This window comes from Paenibacillus sp. MSJ-34, assembly GCF_018918005.1.
GTDB lineage: Bacteria > Bacillota > Bacilli > Paenibacillales > Paenibacillaceae > MSJ-34.
Genome location: NZ_JAHLPR010000032.1, coordinates 32,624 through 55,770, shown reverse-complemented (window position 1 = coordinate 55,770; position 23,147 = coordinate 32,624). Strand labels below are relative to the sequence as shown.

The window sequence follows — 23,147 nt, the reverse complement described above, 5'->3', positions numbered from 1 at the left end:
TTTCGTTATGCTATACGATTTTGGGCACTTGCCATACAACAGGGGTCAATTGAATCTGTTCCCCTAACCATTGTTGAGCGATTTTTTGAAACATTCTCGGATCTCCGCTGCAAAAAAACTGGTGCACCGGAATTTCGTCCGCTTTCGCAAGCTGGCCGTATTGATACAGGATGGCGCTAATCTCGCGGGCCGTTTCGTCCGCCGAACTAATCAGCTTCACGCGCGGCCCCATCACTTCGGAGATCGGCTCCATCAGAAAGGGATAATGCGTACAGCCGAGAATTAAACAATCGATCGGCTTCGAGCGAAGGTTTTGCAACGATTCCCGCACTGTTCTCCATGTTTCCATATCGCGAAACATCCCCTTCTCCACGAGAGGAACGAACTGCGGACAAGCCTCGCTGACAACTTCGATATGCGGCGAAATTTCTCTCAGAGCATGAACGTAGGCGTTGCTGCGAATCGTTCCTTCCGTCCCGATGACGCCGACATATCCCGTTTCCGTCGCATTAATCGCCGCACGCGCTCCGGGGTGAATGACTCCGACGACGGGAACGTTCACGCGGGAGCGAATCGTTTCCAAGGCAACAGCCGTTGCCGTATTGCAAGCAATCACGACCATCTTAGGCTGAAATTGAAGCAAATAATCTACAATTTGTTGCGTAAATAAAGTGACTTCTTGGGGCGAACGCGGTCCGTATGGGGTGCGTGCCGTATCTCCGAAATACAGAATCTTTTCCCGCGGAAGCTGTCTCATCACTTCTTTCACTACCGTGAGACCGCCCACTCCCGAATCTAGTATTGCGATTGCCTGCTGCACGTCCACACCGCTTCCTTCTAAATAGGTTAGTCGTTCCATGTTACAATATGAATTGTTATTCGAAAACGTACCTAAATCTTAACCGAATTTATACGAAGGTTCAAGAGACATTCAGCGCAGGAATAATAGACTAGCTATTTTTTATGATTGACAGATTTCATCCTTTAATTTACATTAGTAGTAAACACTGGCTTATATCGCGTTTTCCCGCAAAATTAAAGCGTTTCAATTCTATGAAAGGAGGTGAAACGGACAACTCCGTCGTCTCTACTTGCAACGAATAAATGAAAGGAGATGAATCGTATGTGATCCTTCGCCAAACCGTGTTGCGCAGCATGCTCATCGCCCTATAAATAAAGTTCCGAGCGTTCGGACGGGAGCGGTTTTGAAACCATCTTCATCAAAAAATGAAAGGGGTTTCAAAGAGTATGACCAGGAAAAAAAGATTGTTATCCATTTTTGCGATCATCGCGTTAATGCTGCAAACGTTAGCGATGATTCCGGCCTCCGCCGAGCCGTCGGCCGGCGCGGACGGCCGGATCGGCATTTCCGCGATCAACGGCAAAATCATCGGCACGTATGTGGCCGACTGGCATTTTCCGGCCGTCAATACGATTCAGGCGAACAAATTAACGCATATTTTCCATGCTTTTTCGAGCGTCAACAACAGCGGGCAGATTATTCCCGGCAACGTAAACAACATGAATCAACTCACCTCGCTTAAGACAAGCTATCCTCATCTGAAAGTGCTCGTATCGGTCGGAGGTTGGGGCAATACGGGCGGCTTCCCTACCGTCGCTTCAACGGATGCGAACCGGACCGCGTTCGCGAATAACGCCGTATCATTCATGCGCACCTATCGTTTGGACGGCCTCGATCTCGATTGGGAGTACCCGACCGCAAACGATAGGCAAAATTACACGAAACTGATTCAAAAGCTGCGGGAAGTGTTCGATGCGGCCAGCGCGGCGGACGGGCGTACCGGTTCGAACAAATATTTGATCACGGCGGCTATGCCGTCGGGGCCTTACGGTTTGGAAGGAATCGACTTGGGCGCCGTTCATCCTTACTTTGATTTTATCAACGACATGACCTACGATATGCATGAGAACAGCAACACGCATCATACCAGCCTTTACACTTCATCTTTGAGCCCGAATTATAGCGGCCACAAGTCGATTCAGCTGTACAAAAACGCCGGCGTTCCGAGCGCGAAGTTGATGCTCGGCGGCGCCTTCTATTCCCGCGGCGCTTTGGACGACGGCACATACGACACGCTGGTCCAAAGCTATATCAACAAAAACGGCTGGACCCGCCAATGGGACAACACGGCAAAAGCGCCGTACTTGACGAATGGCGGCAGATTTATCAGCTATGACGATACGCAATCCTTGACGGAAAAAGCAAATTATGTGCTGCAAAACAACCTTGGCGGCATCTTCTTCTGGGAATACGGACAAAACATGAACGGCGAACTGCTGAATGCCATCCACACGGCAATTAGCGGCGGCGGCGGTCCGAATCCCGGCGATACGACTCCGCCGACGGCGCCGACAGGCTTGACGGCAACGGGCAAAACGAGCACAAGCGTCAGCTTGTCCTGGAACGCGTCTACGGATAACGTCGGCGTAACCGGATATGAAGTGTACCGGGGCGGAACGCTCGCAGGAACTGCGGCAAGCACTTCGTATACCGTGACCGGCCTAAGTCCCGGTACGACTTACAGCTTCACGGTCAAAGCCCGGGATGCGGCGGGCAACGTCTCGGCGGCCAGCAGCGCGCTGAGCGTCACAACCGACAGCTCGGGCGTACCCGGCACCGCCCCCTGGCAGCCGTACAAAGCGTACAGCGTCAACGATCTCGTAACCTATAACGGCAGCACCTATAAATGCATCCAAGCGCACACCTCCTTGCCGGGCTGGGAACCGCCCAATGTACCGGCGCTATGGGGGCTGCAGCCTTAACAAGTTCCGTTTGAATGAGTTCCGCCGCCCTTGAGTTCTTCCCCCTGCCGCTTTCTTTGCCAGCGGCAGGGGGATTTTTCATCTCCTGTCCGATTTGCTTGAGAGGATTGAAACCGAATTGCAACTTTTTCCCCATTTTTTCGTCATATAATCAATCCATATTACAATTTTCGAGAGGAACTATACTATGAAGCTGGAATCAAACGCAACGCCGGCAACGGCGACGGTTACGGGCAGCCGCAAAGATCGAATGAGGAAACGGCGCAAGCGCAATGCCTTCTTTCGCTTTGTCCGGCGGCTCTTCATCGCTCTTTGTCTGATCGGGACGGCCGCCGCCGTCTGGGCGTTCTTCACTCCGTCCGGCACGCAGTTTCGCTATTTGGTTGCCGATACGCTCATCACGACGCAGCATCGCCATTGGGCGAAATATGTGATTGGCGAAGAAGAATTGAAAAAACGGGTGGAAGCATACAATCATCGTTTTGAAGAAATGGGACAGGAAGAGGATCTGCACGAAATAGCGCCGGTTCCCGAAGTCGAACATAAGGAACTGGTGGAAATCAAGCCGGTTAGCGGCGAAGGTTTCAAAGGATATTTAATGATCGTGAACGATCCGACCAAAATTCGGATCGTCGTCCCCAATCGCGTCGGTACGGGCGAGAAAGTATCGAGCATGGTGAGCCGCACCGGAGCGATCGCCGGAGTCAATGCGGGCGGATTCGCCGATCCGGAGTGGAAAGGAAACGGATTTAAGCCGATCGGTTTGGTCATCGCAAACGGGAAAATCTATTACAACGGCCTCGGCTCGAAGAAGAAAGTACAAATCGTCGGCATCGACCGCAACGGGAAAATGGTAGCGGGCAATTATACGCTGGATGAGATGGAGGAAATGGGCGTCAAGGAGGCGGTAAGCTTCTCCCCGCGCATTATCGTCAACGGCAAAGGCCTGGTGAAAAAAGGCGACGGCTGGGGCATCGCCCCGCGAACGGTAATGGGCCAGCGTGAAGACGGCGCGATGCTGTTCCTGATCATCGACGGACGCCAGGCCCATAGTTTGGGAGCCGACCTGTACGATTGCCAGCAAGTGATGCTGGACAACGGCGCCGTGATCGCCGCGAACCTCGACGGCGGATCGTCGACCGTGCTGGTGAAAGACAATGAAATCGTGAACAGCCCGGCGAGCAAATACGGCGAACGGTATTTGCCGACGGCGTTCCTCGTCTTTGACGATCCGGATGCGGTCGACGTCCCTAACATTTGGGAAGGGCTTGATCCGAGCAAAATCGATCCCGGCAAAAAAATAAAGAGATAAACGTTCGCAGCCGGAAGACGGCGAAAAGTGTCGTGATCTTTCTCACACACAAACCGGATGTTAATGAAATATACTATATTGGTACGAATACCCTCAGTGCTTGCGTGCGAGGGTATTTATTTTAGGGCAATTCCAGCTTTTAGGCAATAAAATAGTTGGCTCGCCTGAGAAATACTGCTAAAATTAGAATTATACATCTATTTCATCATTCTTTTGAAGGGAGTAATAGGATGGTTACTTTGCCCAAATTGAACGAACTAGGCTTTTTTGAAATCAGGCTCGAATCCATCGGCGGACTGGGTGCAAATTTAGCTGGAAAAATGCTCGCCGAAGCAGGCGTAGTTGGTGTCGGACTCAACGGTGTCAGCTTTTCCTCTTACGGTTCGGAGAAAAAAGGGTCTCCCGTCAAAGCTCACATCCGGTTTTGCGATACGAACACCAACATTCGCGACGCATCGCCGGTCGAAAGACCGCATGTCGTCGGCATTTTCCACGAATCGTTATCGAAAACCGTCAATGTGATCAGTGGTATATACGAAGATAGCATTGTCCTCGTCAACTCCACGAAAACACCGGAACAATTGAAAGAGAAGATGAAATTGCTAGGCGGTACGATTGCGGTAGTCGACGCGATCGGCATCGCGCTTGAAGAAAAGAACAGAACGAACATGGCGATGCTGGGGGCTCTGTTCCGTCTCTGCGATTTTCTCGATCCCGAAACGATGAAAGCGGTTATCCGCAAATCGCTCGAGAAGAAATATCCGCAGGCGGTTCAACCTGCGCTTCGCACATTTGAAAGAGGTTATAACGAAGTGCGTTTTCAAACGTTCGATCTTCCCGAAGGCATGCAAATGCCGGCGTTCGTACGGCAAGATACTCCGGTTCTCGGTTACGAGACGCAGCCGATCGGCGGAACGATTACGAATCCGGGCAACAGCATCTTGAAGGATCTGAGCATCTCCCGCGCCGGGATGATGCCGCATTTCGCCGAGGACAAATGCATCCATTGCGCCGCCTGCGACAACGTTTGTCCCGATTTTTGCTTCGTATGGGAAGAGCAATTGGACAAGAGGGGCCGCCCGCAAATGTTTCTGCAGGGCATAGACTATCAATATTGCAAAGGCTGCCTGAAATGCGTCAAAGCTTGCCCGACGGAAGCTTTGACCGACGAAAGGGAGGAAGACGGTTACGCGGAAGCGCATCGCGTGCCTCACCGTTTCGATTTAGCCGTGAATTGAAAATAGTCGTTTGAAAGGTGGAATCCAAATTGGCCATTGACGTCAAAAAAGAATTAGGGAAAGCGAAAGTGGAGCAGCGGATCGTATACGAATCCGGCAACGAGATGGCCGCATACGCGGCGCATCAGATCAACTACCATATTATGGGATACTTTCCCATTTCCCCTTCTACGGAAGTCGCGCAATTTCTGGATTTAATGAAAGCGAACGGACAACATGACATTAAGCTCATTCCCGCCGACGGCGAACACGGCTCGGCCGGCGTCTGCTACGGAGCGTCGACCGCCGGTGGGCGCGTCTTTAACGCGACGAGCGCCAACGGATACTTATATATGCTGGAGCAAATGCCCGTCCAATCGGGGACGCGGTTCCCTATGGTCATGAATCTCGTATGCCGGTCGGTATCCGGTCCGCTCGATATTCACGGCGACCATTCCGATCTGTATTACGCGCTCAATACAGGCTGGCCGATATTAATGTGCCGCGATCCGCAAGCGGTCTACGACATGAACATTATCGCCCTCAAACTTGCCGAAGATCCAGAGGTGCGGCTGCCCGTGCTCGTCGCATCGGACGGCTATTTCACTTCCCACCAGAAACGCCGCGTCCAGACGTTCGCGCATCGCGAGGATGTCTTGAAGTTCGTCGGAGAACAACCGCCGGCTGGCTTCCCGGACACCCTTGACCGCAACAACCCGATTACGGTCGGACCTTATATGAACGAACCGGACTATATCAACAACTGCTATCAGCAATCGGTAGCGATGTATAAGGCGGAAGGCGTCTATGAACGGATCCGGCAAGAGTACGCGGAACTGACGGGACGCGATTATCCGATTCTCGACCTGTACCGGATGGAAGACGCGGAGGTGGCCGTATTCCTGATGAACTCCGCTTCGGAAATCATTAAAGACGTCGTCGACCAATTGCGGGCCAAAGGCATTAAAGCCGGCTCGATCGCGCCGAATATGATTCGTCCGTTCCCGCAGAAGCAAATCGCCGAAGCGTTGAAGAACGTCAAAGCGGTGACGGTCGGCGACCGCGCCGACTCGTACGGCGGGCATGGCGGCAATATGGTCAACGAGATTAAAGCCGCGCTGTTCACGCACGGCAATCATTCGACGATGGTGATCAGCCGCATCTACGGTTTGGGAGGCAAAGATTTCTACGCCGAAGACGGCCATAACCTGTTCGGGTTCGCCATCGACGCCATGAACAAAGGCAAGGTCGAAGTGCCGTTCGATTATTACGGCCATACGCCGGGCGATCCGGCCAAGGCGCCGAAACGCGTCCTGAACCCGATGAAATACGAAGATTTGAACACCGGGCTCATTACGGTGACGCCGGACGAATCGACGGGCAAAGTCAATGTCAAAATGCCGCCGCTGCGCGCGCTGACGAAAAAACCGAAACGGATCGCGCCGGGGCACGGCGCTTGTCCGGGATGCGGCATTTTCTCCGGCTTGGAGCTGTTCTTCAAAGGCATCGAAGGAGATATCGTCGCTCTCTTCCATACCGGATGCGCAATGGTCGTCACAACCGGATATCCTTATTCCTCGCATAAAGCGACTTATATTCACAACCTGTTTCAGAACGGGGCGGCGACGTTGTCCGGCGTAGTCGAAATGTTCTGGGAGCGCAAACGTAGAGGCGAACTGGCCCACCTTAATTTGCCGGACGATTTCACGTTCGTCATGATTACAGGCGACGGCGGCATGGACATCGGCATGGGGCCGGCCATCGGCGCGGCGCTGCGCAATCATAAAATGATTATTCTGGAATACGATAACGAAGGTTATATGAACACGGGCGCGCAACTGTCGTACTCGACGCCGCTCGGCCATCGCACGTCCACTTCCAACGTCGGTTCGGACCAAGCGGGGAAAGTGTTCCATCATAAAGATACGGCGCAAATTATGGCGGCTACGCATATTCCATACGTCTTCACGGGATCGGAGGCATTCCCGCAAGATTTGGTCAAGAAAGCGGCCAAAGCGCAATGGTATGCGCAAAACGAAGGATTGGTATACGGCAAAATATTAATTACTTGCCCGCTCAACTGGCTGTCCGACGATAAATTGGGAACGGAAATCGTCGACGCGGCCGTCGATTCGTGCTTCTTCCCGCTTTACGAAGTCGAACGCGGCGTAACGACAATTACCTATAATCCGGAAGAAAAGAACAAAAAGATTCCGCTGGCGGAATGGCTCAAAACGATGGGCAAAACGAGACATTTAACGAAGCCGGAAAACGCCGAAGCGCTGCAATCGTTCGAGCTCGAGGTGGAGCGCCGCTGGAACATGTTGAAAGCGAAGCACGAAAGTCCTTATCTATAATATTGGCTCGAAGATGGGAGGAGTTCTCCTTGCCGTTTATATTACAGCATGCGCCGTCGTCGCGGGTTTTCACCTGCAAGCTTGTCAATCATTACGACCTGGAATATTACGGCGTGGCGTTCTGGGACGATCGGGAAAGCGCGTTGCAGCAATTGGGGCATATACTGACGACCCACGGCGTTTCGAATCCGGAAGGTTGGACGGTGAAGGAAATGGACGAGAGCGTGATGAAGCTATGCAACGTCAAGCTTAAGAACGATCCCGCCAATCGGTTATATTTGGATAACGAATCGAAGCCGGTCATTCAAAGGGAAGGAAGCCAATAGGCGAACGCACGAAGGGCACAGATGCATGGACATCTGTGCCCTTCCATCTTGGGCGTCCCTCCTGCTCCCACCGTCATCATTCCTCAGAACGGTTAGCCACTCGCTCCCTTTTCCTGATTCTATGTTGATCTCGTTTCTTCTTATCCCGCCTTTTGTCGGTATCCCTCTCGTTCAGTAGACGGAGGAAACAACATATGGGCCGCTGCGAAAACAGAAAGAAACTGCTTTTCTGAGCGAAAGGGATTTCCACAAAAGGCCGAAATCGGACAGTCCCATTCCCACGTATAGAAAGAAACCACCCGGAAACATCCAGGTGGTTCTCTATTCTACTACTCAATCCGTACGATCCGCGGGTCGGTAAAGATATCGAATTCGTCCATGCTTACCGTTGAAAATTCGCTTACGATCGCTCCCTGCTCCCCGGCTTGAAACCAATGCTTCACATTCGGCATGATCGTATATTGATCGCCCGGGTGCAGCACAATCTCATGCTTGGCCGTATAATACGCTTCGTCTCCTGCCGGGGGCACGGCCTGAGGATTCGTCGACGGCTCCCCTTCGACGAACAGATGCACCGTTCCGGCCCGGCAGCGAAACGTCTCCTGTTTTCCCTCGTACGATTCTCCGATAGGAGGATGTAAATGTTCCGCGCATGTTTGCCGCGGGAAAAGAACAAGTTCCTTGGCGCAATACTTCGAGCAATTGACGTAAGTGAACAATTGCAGGCCGGTCCGCTGCAAATCTCCCAATCCGAAATCGGTTACTTCGATGCGGGAGCGCTCCTCCGATGTCAATACAAAACCTGCCTCAGCCAACATGTCGATCGCTCGCCTAACGGCGTCTTGCTTACGATCCGCTTCCACCATCCGATCTCACTCCTTACCGGTAAAGGCTGCTTTTCCCTACCGAACCGAATAAATTCATTTTTTGCGCAATCAGCGCTTTCGCCGCGTCGATCGGCGCCGGGAACAATACGGTCGGTTCGTATTCGTTCGGGCGCGCTTCGAGATTGGCTCGCAATTGCGTGAAAAACGCCTTTTTCATTTCGCTGGAAATATTGACTTTGCTGATCCCCAATTGAATCGACTGCGCCACCTCCTCCGAGCTGTTATCCGAACCGCCGTGCAAAACGAGCGGTACCGGAACGACAGCGGCGATTTGCCGCAATCGGTCTAACTGCAGCTTCGGTTTTTTCGATTTCGGATACATCCCGTGCGCGGTTCCGATCGCTACGGCAAGCGAGTCGATTCCGGTCAATGAAACGAATTCCGCAGCTTCCCGGGGATCCGTATACAAAATCTCGTCATGCCCTTCTTCAATGCTTCCTTCCGCTTGCCCTACCGTCCCAAGTTCCGCCTCCACGGATACCCCTGCGGCGTGGGCAATGGCCGTCGCTTCGCGCGTCATGCGAACATTTTCGTCAAAACTGTATTTGGAAGCATCGATCATGACCGAGGTAAATCCGCAACGGAGCGCCCGGATCATATCGGCATTGTCGCCGCCGTGATCCAGATGAATGACAACGGGTACGGCCGCCTTCTGCGCCGCTTCCCGGCAATAGGCGACAAAGCTGTCCGTCAAAAAGGCAAGCTCCGACGGATGGATCGCCAGAATAACGGGAGACTCGTTCGCCTCGGCCGTTTCCAAAATCGCGCGCAAAAACTCTCCGTTCCCGATATTAAACGCTCCCACCGCAAATTTTCGTTCATAAGCTACGGACAGCATTTCTTTCATTGTGATTAACATTGTGACTTCTCTCCCTTGTTTTTATGTTCTATGTTAGCCGCGGCGCGGCAAGCAGCAGTCCGGACGTGAACGTATCGCCTAACCCAACCGTACTTACAGCCTCCGCTTTCAATGCCGGGACGACGGCCGCCGTCTCTAAACGTTCGGCATAAGATGCTAATCGAATGCCGCGGGGATGCATAGGCAACTCCTTTTCCCAACGTTCGATTTCATCCATGCTGCAAAACCGTCCGCTCGCGGCTCTCGCCGCAGCGAATCTCGCTCCGTTCCGCAGCGCTTCTTCCCATCCCGCAAGCCCTTGGGCGGAGATGCAGGCCGCAAATTGATGCGTGTGGACGATGAGATGCTCGACGCCGAAACGATGCCGCGCCTTGATCAACAGGTCGATCAGCTCATCGTCGTCCCGTTCCAACAGGGGGCGCTCCAAACCGTACAGCTCGCGGATTTCGTCCTCGTTTAATCCGAGGCTTTGCACGAGCGGCCCAAGCTCGCGGATAATGCGCAGTTGATCGCTGTTGGAAGATATAGCCGCCAGTTCCAGATGCGTTGGCGGGCGATTTGCGCCGAGATGCGTCAAAGCCCGTTTCGTTTCCTCGAGCAACTCCATCGTCTCGGACGAAGAATCGGCGGCATTATAGCCCGACAGAAGCAACCAACGGTACGGACCGTTCGCATTTTCCAACGCCTCGATAAAGCCGGGGGCGAAGACTCCCCCTTCAAATTCTTTCATTCCGCGCAAAATAACGCGATTGGAGGCCGAACCGTTATCGTATTCCACGATATAGTGGATTGGAACGGCGCCCCGCCGTTTCACGGCCAATTCCATTTCGTTATGATCCAACAAAAAGTTATAATCGTTCGACCACGAAGGAATATTCACGAGCGCGCCGAATCCGGCCCGGCAAGCCGCTGCCGCAGCTTGCAGCCCCGTTCCGCCGACGGCCCATTTCCAATCCGACATTTCGGCCAATGCCGTCATGATCCGTTCGTCGGCAACGATATACTCCCCGCCGCTCCCTTCCCGCTCATGCCAACGAATAGCGCCCGCCACCTCGTCCCAATGATGCAAAAAAGGCTTCGGCGGAACGGCCGCCTCCGAATTTCGTTTGCACAGTCCGGCGATCTGCTCGGACAACCCCTCGTTCCAATGTCCGGCGGCATCCACATTTGCCGTTAGTCCGCATGCGATACGCTTCATCCTTTAATCGCACCTCCGACCAAGCCTTTCGTTAATTTCCCTTCAAACAGGACGACGAGCAAAATTAACGGCAACGTTACGACCACCGAAGCCGCCGACAAATCCCCCCACGGTACGTAAAACATTTGCGGAAACAGAGCGATTCCCACCGGAATCGTCTGTACTTGAACGTTGTTGGTCAGTGTCAGCGCAAACAGAAATTCGTTCCAAGAAGCGATGAAAACGAGCAAGCCCGCCGTAACCAGCCCCGGCATAACCAACGGGAGCGCGATTTGCCAATATGTGCGGATGATTCCGCACCCGTCGACTGCTGCGGCTTCTTCCAGCCCGCGCGGCAAATCGCGGAAAAAACCGTGCAACAGCCACACGCAAAGCGGCAAACAGAAGAGCATGTACGATAAAATAAGGCCAAGATAAGTGTTGTATAAACCCATTTGCCTGATTAAAACGTACAGCGGACTGACGACGGCGATCTGCGGAAACATCGAGGTGGCGAGAAACAATCCCAATACGAATCCCTTCCCTTTGATCGGCAATCTCGCAATCGCATACGCTGCCATGCTGCCAAGCAGAAGGCAGACAATCGTCACGCTAATCGCAACGACGCCGCTGTTGACGATAAAACGAATAAAAGTGGACGAAAATACGTTCATATAGTGATCGAATGTAATTTCGGGCGGCAGCAGCGGCGGCAAAGAGTTCAAATCCCGATCAAGCTTGAAAGATGTAACGATTTGCCATACGAACGGTCCGATATTCAAAATAACGACAATGGAAAACAGCAGCAATAATATGAATTTGACAGGCTTATTGCGCAATGCCATGTTAGCTATCACCTTCAATTCGGGCATAAGTTCGTTTAAGTAAAAGCTGCATAAGGATCGCGAAGACAAGCACCGAAGCGGCCATTACCGCCGCCATGGACGCCCCGTACCCAACCTGCGTGGACGAAAAGGTAATTTTATAGGCGTAACTGGACAGCACTTCCGTCGAATTGGCCGGACCGCCTCCTGTCAGTACATAGATCAGGTCGAATACCCGAAAGGCGTCCAGCGCCCTTAGCAGCAGCGCGGTTAATAGAATCGGCATAAGCAACGGGAGAGTAATATGCCAGAAACGCTGCCAGGAACGAATTCCGTCCATATCGGCCGCCTCGTAAATCTCTTCCGGCACCGTCTGCAATCCGGCAAGCAATATAAGCGCCATAAACGGGGTCGTTTTCCAAACGTCGGCGGCAATCGCAGCCCATAATGCGCTTGAACTTTCGCCTAACCAATTCTGATACGAGTCGACGATTCCGATTTGCGTTAATAGATAATTGATTAGTCCGAAATCGGCGTTATACAGCCACTGCCACATGCTCGCCGATATGACCGTCGGAATGGCCCAAGGAATCAAAATACTGACTCTAACCCATTTTCTTCCCGGCAATTTCTGATCCAACAACAAGGCGATACCGAGCCCGATCAGCGCTTCTCCCATAACCGAAACGAACGTAAAGAGCCATGTATTTCCGTACGCCTTTTTGAACCAAATATCGCTTCCCAATCGCATATAATTGCCGAAACCGACGAACTCGGAAACCGGATTGATAAAGGATGCGTCGTATAAACTTAAAATCAATGTCCGCAGCAACGGATAAAACCCAACCACCGCCAAAACGATCAATGCCGGAGCGACAAACAGATATCCGACAGCGGCTGATTTCCGTTCCCTCTTCATTTCACAATATCCTTGATTTGTTTATCCATTTCCGACAACGCCTGGTCGACGGACATTTTATCCGACAGCACAGCCGATAAATTCGCCTGCAACTGCAAGGAGATTTGCGGATATTTCGGACTGATCGGCCTTGCTACCGTCCCGCGAAATACGTTGTCGATTTCCACCAGAAAAGGATCGTTCTTCTTAAGCTCCTCATTTTGCAAGACGGCAGGTCTGGTCGGGCTAAACGCCACTTTTTGCGCGAAATACAACTGCGAAGATTCGCTCGACAGAAATTTTGCAAATTGGATAGCCGCTTCCTTGTGTTTGGCATTTTTGGCCACCATAAATTGATAACCGCCCATCGTAGATGCGCTCTTCGTGCCGTCGAAAGACGGCAGCGGAGCAACGCCTACTTTGCCCGCCACTTTCGAGCTTTTTTCATCCTGCGTCACGTTCCAGACATACGACCAGTTGCGCAAGAAGATCGCATTCCCGTCCGTAAATACGGTCCGGCTCGGCTCTTCGTCGAACGAGAGTACGGAGGCTGGGCTTATGCCGTCTGCGAGCAGCCTTTTCATCAGCTCTAGCGTTTTTGCCGTTTCGGGGCTATTGATGACCGCTTGTTCGTTATGATCCAATACGGCTCCGCCCGCGCTTGTCAAAAATTCGATGAAATCGCATACAAGCACTTCCGCCTGTTTGGCCTGCCATACGTAACCTTGGAGCTTCGGATCGTTTTCCCGTTCCATAATCCATCGGCTCGTTTCGATAAGCTCATCCCATGTTGCCGGAACGGGCAGGTTATATTTGTCCAACAGGTCTTTCCGGTAATAGAGCATGCCTCCGTCGACGTACCAGGGAATGGCGGACAATTCGCCATTGTATGTAAGCGCCTCAATCACACCCGGATAATACTGGTCCTTGTCTGTCAAATGATCGTCCATCGGCTCGGTCCATCCTGCCGCCGCAAATTCAGGCACCCAGATCACATCGCCGGTGAAAACATCAATATCGTTCTGGCCTGAGGACAGCGCGGTCACTAAAAATTGGTGTATCTCCGTGCTCTTGGAAGGAGCGGGAAGCTGCGTCACATTTACTTTGATATTGGGATTTTCCTGTTCGAATCGCTGAACCAATTCGGTCCAGGAATCTTCGCCGAATGTTTTGATTCCCGCAAAATGAATCGTTAGTTTCTCATCGGAACTTTCCGCTTGCTGATTTTGTTGGACGGCTTGCGATTTTTCGCTCGGGCCGGCATTTGGCGTTTGCCCGCCGCATCCGGAAAGAACGAGCATGACGACACAAATCAAACTTGATATCACATGAAAATTACGCAAAACGAACCCTCCTCATTCTTTTTTCTCGGAACCAGAATCTTAAAAGAACGCCAGCCTACATACCGCTCCCCCCCTCGCTCACGTATGCAACCCTTCCCGGAAACGAATTCAACCCCGACAACCAAACAAACATATAAACAAATATTCCGTATTGTATTCGCTTCCACCACGAGTTACGAGTTCATATTAACAACAAAATGTTTGTTAGTCAACACAAAATAAACATTTCGAACAAAATATTTTTTGGTTTCTTACACTCAAAAGGATGGATTTCTATATTTTATTGCTTTATTTCAAACAGATTCGCATTGACAATGATTGTTCAGTAATCTAATATGTTTATATAAACAAATATAATGTATCGCCTTTGGGCTATGCTTTAAACGGAGGGTAACTATGTCGTCGGAACATCGTTTGCAACTGGCTTCCGAGATGATCAAGCAAAAAGGAAGCCTGTCTGTGCAGGAATTAATGGATTATTTTCAAGTTTCCGATATGACAGTTCGCAGAGATTTGCAGAAATTGGAGAAGACCGGCGAATTTCGCCGCTTTCACGGCGGAATCCGCTACTTGGATGAGCCTCCCATACCAATGCGCGAAACGTACCGGGGGGCGGAAAAGCAACGAATTGCCGATTATTGTTTGTCGCTCATTCAACCCAATGACACGATTATTCTGGATTCCGGAACGACAACCTATCAAATCGCCGTGTCGCTGGCAAAATCGGACATCCATAACGTCACCGTTGTGACCAATTCTTTAAACGCCGCTCATGAACTCAGTCATGTCGAGCATATTCATCTCATGATGTGCGGAGGCGAACTGCGCAAAAATTCACAATCGTTCGTCGGGAAGTCGTCCCGCGATTTTTTCAGCCAAATCTATGTCAATAAAGCCTTCATCGCTACTGGCGGCATTACTCTAAAAGGATATACGACAGCAAGCTTTGCGGAGGCGGAAATTAAGAACAGTATGACCCAGGCGTGTGAAAAAACATATATCGTGGCGGATTCGTCCAAATTCGGCCATCATTCCTTGCATTTGTTCGCTCCATTGGAAAGCGCCGATGTGATCGTTTCAGATTGCAATGTCGATCAGGAATGGTCGCAATTAATAGAAAAAAGCGGGATCGATCTCGTCAAAGTATAGGTTCGCATCAAATCGATTCGAAGGGCTGGGGGATCCGGTCCTCTTCTCATGCCTGCACATAAATAAAGACGGGGAAACGCCGCGCGCTCCCACGTCTTCTATGTGTACTTGATTGCTTTATTTCAAAACTTCCTCCAATACAAGCTCCCTTTCTTGCGCCTCCTCCTTGACTCCGGAAACTTCCGCAACCTCGAGTTCGGAACGATCCTCTTGATTGCCCCGGCGCCGCGAGGCCAGATCTTCCGCTTTGCTTCGGGCTTTGCCGATCCAGGCGGTCGTTTGCTCGCTGACTTGTTTCACGACTTGCTGCGTCTTCTCCCCGACTTGCTGCGCTCCTTCTTTAATATCTTTGCGCAGTTCGCGTCCGGACTTCGGCGCAAACAGCAAAGCCGTAACCGAACCGACAATGCCGCCGATCAATGCGCCTACCATAAATGTTTTCCCTTTGTCGTTCATGCTCACACTCTCCTCGTTATTAGGCATTCGGCGAATCCGTCCGGGACGAAGACGAGCGGTGCTGCTGCCATCTTTTCCATAGACCGAACCCGCAATCGACCCATTCGAACAAATCGCCGATTCGCTGCTCGTTTCTGGCATGGGCAAGCCGGATATGCTCGACGGCCGACTCGGCCAGCGTCGCCGAAACCGCGGAAACTTCGGCAGTCACCTGCTCAATCGTCTCGCCGATCCCGCGTGCGGACGCGAACAAAGGATCGACGGCGTGGACATGCTCATCGAGCTTGCGGAACGTCCGATTCGCACGTTCGAGCAGTTCTTCGACCTCGATCCGCAGTTGTTCGGAATCGTCCTGCAACTGTTCGATCGCGGCTTGCGCTTTGAGAAACGTTTGATTCACCGTGCGCAGCACCCATATGGCAGCCGCGGCCACAGCGATGAACGCGACGGCGACGCAAACAACGCTCCATTCGATCATGGCGGTCTCACCTCGTTATCCAGACATTTACGGGCGAATGCCCATTTCTTACTGACATTATAAGTAGGCGCGGCTCGTCTTGACACAGCGGACAACCCGTTTTCGCGCAAAAAAAAGCATCCCGCGATGCTCTGGCGCAGACATCCGGATGCTCTTTCTTCTTATTATCCTTTCACCCCAGTCATGGAAACGCCTTGAACGATATGCTTCTGGAGAAAAATATAGACAACCATGGTCGGAATGGCCGCAATCGCGCTGGCCGTCATAATCGTATTCACATGCAGCACATTATTGGCAAGGAATGTCGGAAGCCCGGTCGCGAGTACCATGTTGTCCTCCGAATTAATGGCGATGTACGGCCAGATGAAATTATTCCATGACATGATGAAATAGAAGATGCCGATCGAAACCATGGCCGAACGCGTCAAGGGCATATAGATCGACCGCCACATGCGAAAATCTTTGCAGCCGTCGATTTGCGCCGCCTCCATGTAGTCCTTCGGCAATCCGTCCATAAATTGTTTGATTAAGATTAATCCGAGCGGATTCGTTAAGCTAGGCAAAATAATGCCCCATTTCGTATCGAGCAATTCGAGTTTCAACACGGTTTCGTATAACGGGATCAGCATCGCTTCCGTCGGTATGAGCAGGCCGGAAGCGCACAGAATAAACCAAAAACCTTTCGTCTTAAACGATTTGCGCGAGAACGCAAATGCGGCAAGCGAGCTAATCGCTACCGTAATCACCGTAGTAATGGCGCCGATGACCAAACTATTCGATGTCCATTTCAAAATTTGGGATTCCGTAAGCACCTTCTCGTAGTTTCGTATCGTCAAATCCGAGAAGTCCACCCATTCTTTGATCGTGATGGCGGATACGCCTTCGGGTTTAAAGGAAACGACGAACATCCAAACTAGAGGAATGACAAATAAGACGGCCAATAAGACGGTCAGACTATAGATTGCAGCTCGAGCCACCTGTATTCCCCCTCTATTTACGATTCTTTTCTATTCATGAGCATGTATTGAACGGCGGCGATCAGCAGCATAAAGATGCAGAACATCGTAGACTGCGCGGCCGCGAGGCCGAACATATCCTTCTTGAATCCCGTCACATAGATATAGCGGATGATCGTGTTCGTCGCGTCCCCCGGGCCTCCGTTCGTCATGATTTGCACTTGGCCGAACAATTTCAATCCTGCGATGATCTGGAAGAAGACTTGCACCTTCATCACGGAAGACAATCCCGGTAGCGTAATATAACGGAACTTTTGGGCCGCGGACGCCCCGTCGATGTCAGCCGCTTCGTATAGATCCGGCGAGATTTCCTGCAATCCTGCCAGGAACAACACCATGACGAAACCGACAGTCCACCAAACGGTGGCGATAACGATCGACCACCATGCCGCATCCGGGTTTGTCAGCCAGTTGACGGATGGCAGCCCCAACGAATTGAGGACCACATTCACAAGCCCGTCCCTCGAGTCGAACATTCGCAGCCATATAAAGCTGATGACGGAGACGGAGAGAACATAGGGGAGAAAGAAGATCGACCGAAACGTCGTCCGGAACGGAATTTTCCGCTGAATTAATAAGGCCAACAATAAACCGAGCACAATAATGGCCGGAACAACCAACAGGACGAAATAGAAGCTGTTCCATAAATATTTGAAAAAATCGGAGTTCCCCAGCAGTTTCGTATAGTTGTCGAGACCTACGAACTTTTGTACACCAAGAATTCCCCATGAATGAAAGCTGATCCAAACTCCGCGAAGCAGCGGCCATATATAGAAGACTAGAAGCGGTATGACAAATGGGGATAAAAAAGCGAACGCCGAAAATTCAAGCTTAAGACGTCTCTTCCACCCGATGCCGGCTCCATGCTGAGCTTTCACATTCATCCTCCTCCAATGGTCGGCGAACCGAACCTTTCTCTATAAGGTGGAACGGAACCGCATCGTTCGATGCAGTCCCTTCCCCAACGATCGACTAGTTCTGAACGATCTCGTTGATCTCCTTCTCCATGCCTTTCAATCCGTCTTCGACCGTCACGGTTTTGAAAATGATGCTCTGAAGCCATTCCTTGACGATCGTATCAATCGCATTGTATTGATCGGTCTTAGGCGCGTATTTCACCGTTTTCTGCGACTCGATGAATTCGGCGCGGTACGGCAGGTTCAAATATTCATCGCTTGCCGTAACGGCTTTGCCCGCGGGAACATGGCCCGCTTGCGCCCATATTTTTCCGCCTTCCAACGTGAAGTACTTCATAAATTTCATGGCCGCAACCTGCTTCTCTTCCGTCACGTATTTCGGAATGACGAGCGTATGGGAGCCGGACCAATGGGATTCGCTGCCGAAGAACGGAGGGATGGATACGATGCCGACATTCAGCCCGTCTTCGCCAAGATGCCAACCCGCTTCCCATACGCCGCCGAACCAGGTCGCGGATTTGCCGCTATGGAACGTATCCCAAGGCGTTTTGTCGTTGATATCGCTAAGTCCTTGATCGTACAAATCCAGGTAAAAGTTCAGTACGTTTACAGCTTTCTCGTTGTTCAGGTCGGCCTTGCCAAGGTCTTCCGTCAAAATATTGCCGCCCGCTTGATAGTACAGATTGTAAAAAGGTTCGTGGAAATATGGCGTGTTCACGCCGAACGGCGTCACGCCCGGCACTTTGTTCTTGATTTCCGTCAGAAATTGCTTGAAGCCTTCCGGAGAAATGTCGCCGAATTTCGGCGTGCCGTCTTCGTTCAACAAATCCGCCTGGCTGAGCAAATCTTTGTTGTAATAGAACATATGGAAATGCGTATCGAGCGGAACGGCGTAAGGTTTGCCGTCATAACTCACGCTCTCTACGTTCGTATCCGTAATCTCGCTGAAATGAAAATCCGCTTTGGCGGAGAGATCATCGAGCGCGCTTAATTGGTCCGCCTTAACGAACGGAGCCAGCCGGTCCGCATGGGCGACGGCTACGTCCGGTCCTTTGCCCGACGCCAGCGCCGTACCGAGCTTCGCGTAATATTCGTTGGATTCGAGTCTGAGCGTCTTCACCGTAACTTCCTGCTGCGACTCATTGAATCCGTTTACGATTTGGTCTACGAAATCGCCTTCGCCGCCGCCGAACAGATTCCAGAACGTAATTTCGACCGGCGCGCCAGTCCCGTTTCCTGCTGCGCTGTTGTTCGTATCTGCCGGTTTTTCCGTATTCGACGGCGTATTCCCGTTCCCGGAGCAGCCTGCCAGAATCATGACGCCTGCGAGCGCTGTCAACAACATCGATGCCCATCTTTTGTTTCTCTTCATGAGAGGTTTCCCCTTTTCTTATTAAATTCGGATTGGCGCGCAACGCGGCATATTTGATGTAAGCGTCTACACCCCGTTCCTGACTTTAATCATAATCATTGCAATGCGATACTGAAACGGAATGAACCGCGCATTCTGTCGTAAAATACCGCTCTATCAAAAAGCACGAATTCATCCAACGAATCCGTGCCAGTGGAATATTTCACGATGCCGGCGTCAATTGTACGGATGCTTAACCGTCGCTTCCCTCTCTATATTCGCTTGGCGTCGCACCCACCATCTTCTTGAACAGCTTGGAGAAATATTTGGAATCCGGTATGCCCACCATAAGGCTAATTTCCCCGCTCTTCAAATCCGTACCGCGAAGCAGCACTTTCGCCCGTTCCAACCTGATTCTTGTAATATAATCAATGATCCCCTCGCCCGTCTCCTTCTTGAACAGGTGAGCCAAATAATTTTTGCTCAGATGGACGTACTGGCTGAGCACCTGCAGCGACAACGCTTGGTCGTAGTTCTGCTCGATATACGCAATCACTTTCGGAATGGCGCCTTTGTCGCTCGAATAAACGCTTCGCAGCTTCCGGATCAACTCCTCGTACACCTCGACGAACCACCGTTTCAGGTCCTCCAGCGTTTCAAGCCCTTTGATTTGGTCGTACAGCTCCTTTTTCCGTTCATACAGCCATTCATGGTCGTTCGTTAATTCCGAATACATATTGGTCAAATTCAATAAAAGCTCAATGGAAATCAAATGGGTCCTCTCGTAATCGAGCCTTGCTTCCGCGTCTTCGAATATTCGGATCACATATTGCCGCATCGCTTCCTTATCCAACGAATACAAATATTCGTTGAGCTTCTTGTTCATCATCGGAGCCGGGCTGCTGCCCGGGTCGGATTGATGCCTTGGCTCCGTTCCGATCACGATGCCGCAACCGAGAAACAACTTTAGCTTGTAACGGCGTTCCGCCTGCGTATAGGCGTCGCGAAGCGCAGCGAGCGAGTGGAACATGCCGCTTGCCCCTACCGTTGCCGACACGCCCCAATCGCCGGATAAGCGGGAGATGATGCTTGCTCCCAGTTCCATTACGGCGTCGCTGTCCGCGCCCTTGAGCAGTACATTCCATTCTCCCGCGCTGCCGGAAAATTGCTCGCTGCGGCAGCCCTTGGAGGCACAAATCTCCCGAATGGCCTCCGCGGCTTCCGTATGCAGCCGGCTTAGATCTCCCTCCGCTAAGCGCCGGCTCAACTCCTGCATATAATCGATCCCGATATGGAGCAGCGTAAGCCGACCCTCCCAATCGGATAGGCCGGAAGCGTACAGCTTGGCTTCGGTCACGCGACTCTCCGACAAGGTGCCGTGCGCGAGCCCCATAAGCAGCGCATCCGCTGCGATCGTTTCTGGCGCGGACGGCTCGCTTGCTTGCTGCTCGGCAAGTTGACCGCTACCCTTCCGTTCCTCGTCAAGCAATGTTCTCAAGTTCAGCATGACCCGTTCCAAATCTATCGGCATCATATCCGATTTGATCAAATAATCCGTCGTACCTAGCCGCAGCGCCTTCTGCGCGTAATCGAAATCTTCCAGGCAAGTGAGCAGAATCAACTTCACTTGCTTGTCGAGGGCCCTGACCTGGCCGATGAACTCCATTCCGTCCATGACCGGCATCTTAATGTCGGATATGACGACATCGGGAGACAATTCCTCGAAGGCAAGCAAACCGTCCTTGCCGTTGCCGGCTTCCCCCGCTACCTTAAATCCGATATCCTCCCAATCGATCATCGCTTTGATGCCGTATCGAACCAAATGTTCGTCATCTACGATCAGTACTTTATACATGGTTGCTTTCCCCCTTCATAATCGGAAGCGTAATGACGACGGCGGTTCCTTCGCCCGGCCTGCTTGTGATGCCGAGCCCGTAATCCGCGCCGCAAATCAGCTTGATGCGCTCCTCCACATTGGATAGACCGACGCCAAGGAATGAAGCGCCTTTAGGCATCTCGTCCCAAGCTTGGCTTGCGGAGGCGTACATCTCTTGTTCGAATCCTCGTCCGTTATCCGTTACCTCGAAAATGAGACGGTCCCGATCCTGCCTGCAACGGATTGTAATAACTCCGCCTTCCGTATGGTCGGCGAAGCCGTGCAGCACCGCATTCTCCACAATCGGTTGCAAAATCACTTTCGGCGTTCTAAACAGCTTGACCTCGTCGGCGATCTCGTATTTTACCTCAATCCGGCCCGCCGCCCGCAAATTTTGAATGCCCATGTAACACTCGACATGCTCGATTTCCTCTTGCACGAACACCGTATCGTCTCCTTTTCCAATGCTGATATGCAGCAAGCGGGACAGTAGACGGGCCATCTCCGCAGCATTGTTCGCTTTTTGAAACAAGGCCGTCCATTTGATCGCATCGAGCGTGTTATATAAAAAGTGCGGATTGATCTGCGCTTCCAGCGCTTTTACTTCCGCAATTCTTTTATTGTTTTGTTCCCGATAGACCGCATCCACCAATTCCTCGATCCTCTCGACCATATCGTTGAAATGGTATTGAAGGCTTGCGATCTCGTCGATTCGATTCGCGTCCCTGTCGATTCTGGCGGACAAGTTCCCGATATGGACCTGCTTCATCGCTCTCACCATCCGCTTGAGCGGTCTGGAGACGGAACTCGCCATCGCATAGGCCGCAACGATTGCGAACAACACGCATGCCAAAATAATGACGGCGATCACCTGGATCACCCGGTCCGAATCCTTATACAAGCTGGACCTTTCGATGATATGCACGACTCTCCAATCGTTGCTCTTGAGCTGCAAGTAATTGACCATGACTTCTTTCCCTTTATAATGGGCGACGAATCCGTCCTCCATGGCGTCGTTATGTAGAAACGAACTATCGTTTCCGTCGAACCACTGCTCCACGGAAGTCATTAGCATCGATTTATCCGCATGGGATAAAATAATGCCGTTCCGATCGATAATGAAGCTTTCCGTATGAAGTTCGCTCTCCGCGTTTTTTTTCAAAATATCGCTCAACATCTCTTCCCGAATATCCAGAACGACCGCCATCCCAAGCTGCCGCCCGTCGTGAATATTGAATACCTGCTTGGAAACGGAGAAGACCAACTCTTCATGGTTATCCGCCGTGTCGGAATACAGCCCGAGCCGTGTCGGAAACCATACAAAGTCATTCCCCGCAGACATCGTCCGGTTAAAGAAATCAACCTTGCGCTCCGCCTGGTCGTCCCAACGGAAGATCCCTTTGATGTACATGGATTCCGTCATAAACGATACGGACTTAAACTCCGGGGAGACGGACGTAAAATAAGCAAGTTTGGAGGTTAGCGACAAATTCTCGACAACGCTCTCGTCCCGCTGCTGGATTTTATGGAGCAACGACATAATTTCCGGGTTCGTAATCATCTGCATCAGCATATCTTTGTACCCCGAGAACCGAATGTCGATATTTTCCCCCGTCTGCCTAATCAATTGCTTGGAAGAATCTTTGACCTTCTTGTCGATGGCGTCCTTCGTAATCGAATAGGAGACCACGCCCAAAATAAACAAGGGGATTAACGTTATCGCAATAAGCAGCAGCATCCATTTATAGGTAATGCTGGACTTCAGATGCCGCATGCTCTTTCCAAGCGCCCCCATATTGATCATCTCCATAAGTATAGGTACGAACAAAGTAAGACCCGGCCGCAAGGCTGGATCTTACCACTATCGTATCATCATCCCTCCGCCATTTTTATATCTTATTTAGTATAAAAAATAGAGAT

At 51.5% G+C, this 23,147-nt stretch carries 20 protein-coding genes; 6 read left to right on the top strand and 14 right to left on the bottom strand.

Annotated features, from left to right (window positions below; translation table 11 throughout):
* Positions 1 to 10: 10 nt before the first annotated feature.
* Entirely contained in the window at positions 11 to 820 is an 810-nt protein-coding gene (racE, locus tag KQI79_RS16860) for a glutamate racemase (RefSeq protein ID WP_290370001.1), read from the bottom strand.
* Between the two features lie 428 nt (positions 821 to 1,248).
* On the opposite strand from racE, the gene KQI79_RS16855 reads away from it, so the two are divergent.
* The 5 genes from KQI79_RS16855 to KQI79_RS16835 all read left to right on the top strand — a co-directional run bounded on the left by KQI79_RS16855 (position 1,249) and on the right by KQI79_RS16835 (position 7,996).
* Positions 1,249 to 2,784, top strand: coding sequence for a glycosyl hydrolase family 18 protein (locus KQI79_RS16855; RefSeq protein WP_253298212.1), 1,536 nt, complete (start codon positions 1,249 to 1,251; stop codon positions 2,782 to 2,784).
* 187 nt (positions 2,785 to 2,971) lie between these two features.
* On the top strand, positions 2,972 to 4,096 hold the full coding sequence (locus tag KQI79_RS16850; RefSeq protein ID WP_216539445.1) for a phosphodiester glycosidase family protein: 1,125 nt from the start codon (positions 2,972 to 2,974) through the stop codon (positions 4,094 to 4,096).
* 230 nt (positions 4,097 to 4,326) lie between these two features.
* Complete coding sequence (locus KQI79_RS16845) at positions 4,327 to 5,334, top strand: 2-oxoacid:acceptor oxidoreductase family protein (protein WP_216539444.1); 1,008 nt, start codon at positions 4,327 to 4,329, stop codon at positions 5,332 to 5,334.
* 29 nt (positions 5,335 to 5,363) lie between these two features.
* Complete coding sequence (locus KQI79_RS16840) at positions 5,364 to 7,670, top strand: thiamine pyrophosphate-dependent enzyme (RefSeq protein ID WP_216539443.1); 2,307 nt, start codon at positions 5,364 to 5,366, stop codon at positions 7,668 to 7,670.
* 29 nt (positions 7,671 to 7,699) lie between these two features.
* On the top strand, positions 7,700 to 7,996 hold the full coding sequence (locus KQI79_RS16835) for a hypothetical protein (protein WP_216539442.1): 297 nt from the start codon (positions 7,700 to 7,702) through the stop codon (positions 7,994 to 7,996).
* A gap of 329 nt (positions 7,997 to 8,325) precedes the next feature.
* On the opposite strand, the gene KQI79_RS16830 is transcribed toward KQI79_RS16835, so the two are convergent.
* From KQI79_RS16830 to KQI79_RS16805, 6 genes are read right to left on the bottom strand one after another with little or no spacing between them, the layout of a single operon-like run.
* Positions 8,326 to 8,862 carry a D-lyxose/D-mannose family sugar isomerase gene (locus tag KQI79_RS16830; protein WP_216539441.1) on the bottom strand — a complete coding sequence of 179 codons (537 nt, stop codon included), beginning with the start codon at positions 8,860 to 8,862 and terminating at the stop codon, positions 8,326 to 8,328.
* Between the two features lie 13 nt (positions 8,863 to 8,875).
* Positions 8,876 to 9,742, bottom strand: coding sequence for a ketose-bisphosphate aldolase (locus KQI79_RS16825; RefSeq protein ID WP_216539439.1), 867 nt, complete (start codon positions 9,740 to 9,742; stop codon positions 8,876 to 8,878).
* A gap of 28 nt (positions 9,743 to 9,770) precedes the next feature.
* A complete protein-coding gene (locus KQI79_RS16820) occupies positions 9,771 to 10,940 on the bottom strand; it encodes an ADP-dependent glucokinase/phosphofructokinase (protein ID WP_216539438.1) in 1,170 nt (389 codons plus the stop codon).
* Positions 10,937 to 11,764, bottom strand: a complete 828-nt coding sequence (locus KQI79_RS16815) for a carbohydrate ABC transporter permease (protein WP_216539436.1) — start codon at positions 11,762 to 11,764, stop codon at positions 10,937 to 10,939. The genes KQI79_RS16820 and KQI79_RS16815 overlap by 4 nt, the downstream gene beginning before the upstream one ends.
* Before the next feature lies 1 nt (position 11,765).
* Entirely contained in the window at positions 11,766 to 12,662 is an 897-nt protein-coding gene (locus tag KQI79_RS16810; RefSeq protein WP_216539435.1) for a carbohydrate ABC transporter permease, read from the bottom strand.
* Complete coding sequence (locus KQI79_RS16805; RefSeq protein WP_216539434.1) at positions 12,659 to 13,984, bottom strand: ABC transporter substrate-binding protein; 1,326 nt, start codon at positions 13,982 to 13,984, stop codon at positions 12,659 to 12,661. Before KQI79_RS16805 ends, KQI79_RS16810 begins: the two co-directional genes overlap by 4 nt.
* Before the next feature lie 396 nt (positions 13,985 to 14,380).
* On the opposite strand from KQI79_RS16805, the gene KQI79_RS16800 reads away from it, so the two are divergent.
* Entirely contained in the window at positions 14,381 to 15,133 is a 753-nt protein-coding gene (locus KQI79_RS16800; RefSeq protein ID WP_216539433.1) for a DeoR/GlpR family DNA-binding transcription regulator, read from the top strand.
* Between the two features lie 117 nt (positions 15,134 to 15,250).
* Here the strand turns inward: KQI79_RS16800 and KQI79_RS16795 are convergent, their stop codons facing one another.
* The 7 genes from KQI79_RS16795 to KQI79_RS16765 form a co-directional block, all read right to left on the bottom strand.
* Entirely contained in the window at positions 15,251 to 15,589 is a 339-nt protein-coding gene (locus tag KQI79_RS16795; RefSeq protein WP_230190678.1) for a YtxH domain-containing protein, read from the bottom strand.
* Between the two features lie 19 nt (positions 15,590 to 15,608).
* Positions 15,609 to 16,067, bottom strand: a complete 459-nt coding sequence (locus KQI79_RS16790; protein WP_216539431.1) for a DUF948 domain-containing protein — start codon at positions 16,065 to 16,067, stop codon at positions 15,609 to 15,611.
* 164 nt (positions 16,068 to 16,231) lie between these two features.
* Positions 16,232 to 17,044, bottom strand: a complete 813-nt coding sequence (locus KQI79_RS16785) for a carbohydrate ABC transporter permease (RefSeq protein ID WP_230190680.1) — start codon at positions 17,042 to 17,044, stop codon at positions 16,232 to 16,234.
* A gap of 17 nt (positions 17,045 to 17,061) precedes the next feature.
* Positions 17,062 to 17,961 carry a carbohydrate ABC transporter permease gene (locus tag KQI79_RS16780; protein ID WP_216539430.1) on the bottom strand — a complete coding sequence of 300 codons (900 nt, stop codon included), beginning with the start codon at positions 17,959 to 17,961 and terminating at the stop codon, positions 17,062 to 17,064.
* 94 nt (positions 17,962 to 18,055) lie between these two features.
* The gene (locus tag KQI79_RS16775) at positions 18,056 to 19,372 is read right to left on the bottom strand and encodes an ABC transporter substrate-binding protein (protein WP_216539428.1); all 1,317 of its coding nucleotides are present in this window, start codon (positions 19,370 to 19,372) and stop codon (positions 18,056 to 18,058) included.
* 232 nt (positions 19,373 to 19,604) lie between these two features.
* Positions 19,605 to 21,206 (bottom strand): response regulator transcription factor, encoded by a 1,602-nt coding sequence (locus KQI79_RS16770; protein WP_216539427.1) that lies wholly within the window; start codon positions 21,204 to 21,206, stop codon positions 19,605 to 19,607.
* Positions 21,199 to 23,022 carry a cache domain-containing sensor histidine kinase gene (locus KQI79_RS16765; protein ID WP_216539426.1) on the bottom strand — a complete coding sequence of 608 codons (1,824 nt, stop codon included), beginning with the start codon at positions 23,020 to 23,022 and terminating at the stop codon, positions 21,199 to 21,201. The genes KQI79_RS16770 and KQI79_RS16765 overlap by 8 nt, the downstream gene beginning before the upstream one ends.
* Between the last annotated feature and the right edge of the window lie 125 nt (positions 23,023 to 23,147).